1 protein-coding gene is annotated in these 312 nt (G+C 52.2%); it reads left to right on the top strand.

Annotated elements, in window-relative coordinates; translation table 11 throughout:
* Positions 1 to 29: 29 nt before the first annotated feature.
* The coding region (locus tag J0A66_RS22575) for a TorF family putative porin (RefSeq protein ID WP_241264392.1) at positions 30 to 312 on the top strand (283 nt) is incomplete at its 3' end.

The raw sequence follows: 312 nt of genomic DNA, 5'->3' as shown, positions 1-312 counted from the left end.
CACCAGGTGTTTTAAATAAAGGAAGCATTATGTCTTGGATTACATTTACACGTTTTTCACTGCCGTTAAGCCTGACCTTGGCTTTTACTGCCCAGGCCCAGCAATGGCAAAGCCAGGCCAATCTGACCTTGGCCAGCGACTACCAATTTCGCGGCATTTCCCAAACCGACCAAGGCCCCGCCATTCAGGGCGGCATTGATATTAGCCACACCCAAGGCTGGTATCTGGGGGTATGGGGCTCCAATATCGAATTTGGTCAGGGCAGTATGGAGCTCGACTGGTATGCAGGCTGGTCCGGCACCTGGGAAAATG

It is taken from the genome of Bowmanella dokdonensis (assembly GCF_017254865.1).
GTDB lineage: Bacteria > Pseudomonadota > Gammaproteobacteria > Enterobacterales > Alteromonadaceae > Bowmanella > Bowmanella dokdonensis.
This window is presented reverse-complemented; position numbering and strand designations above follow the sequence as displayed.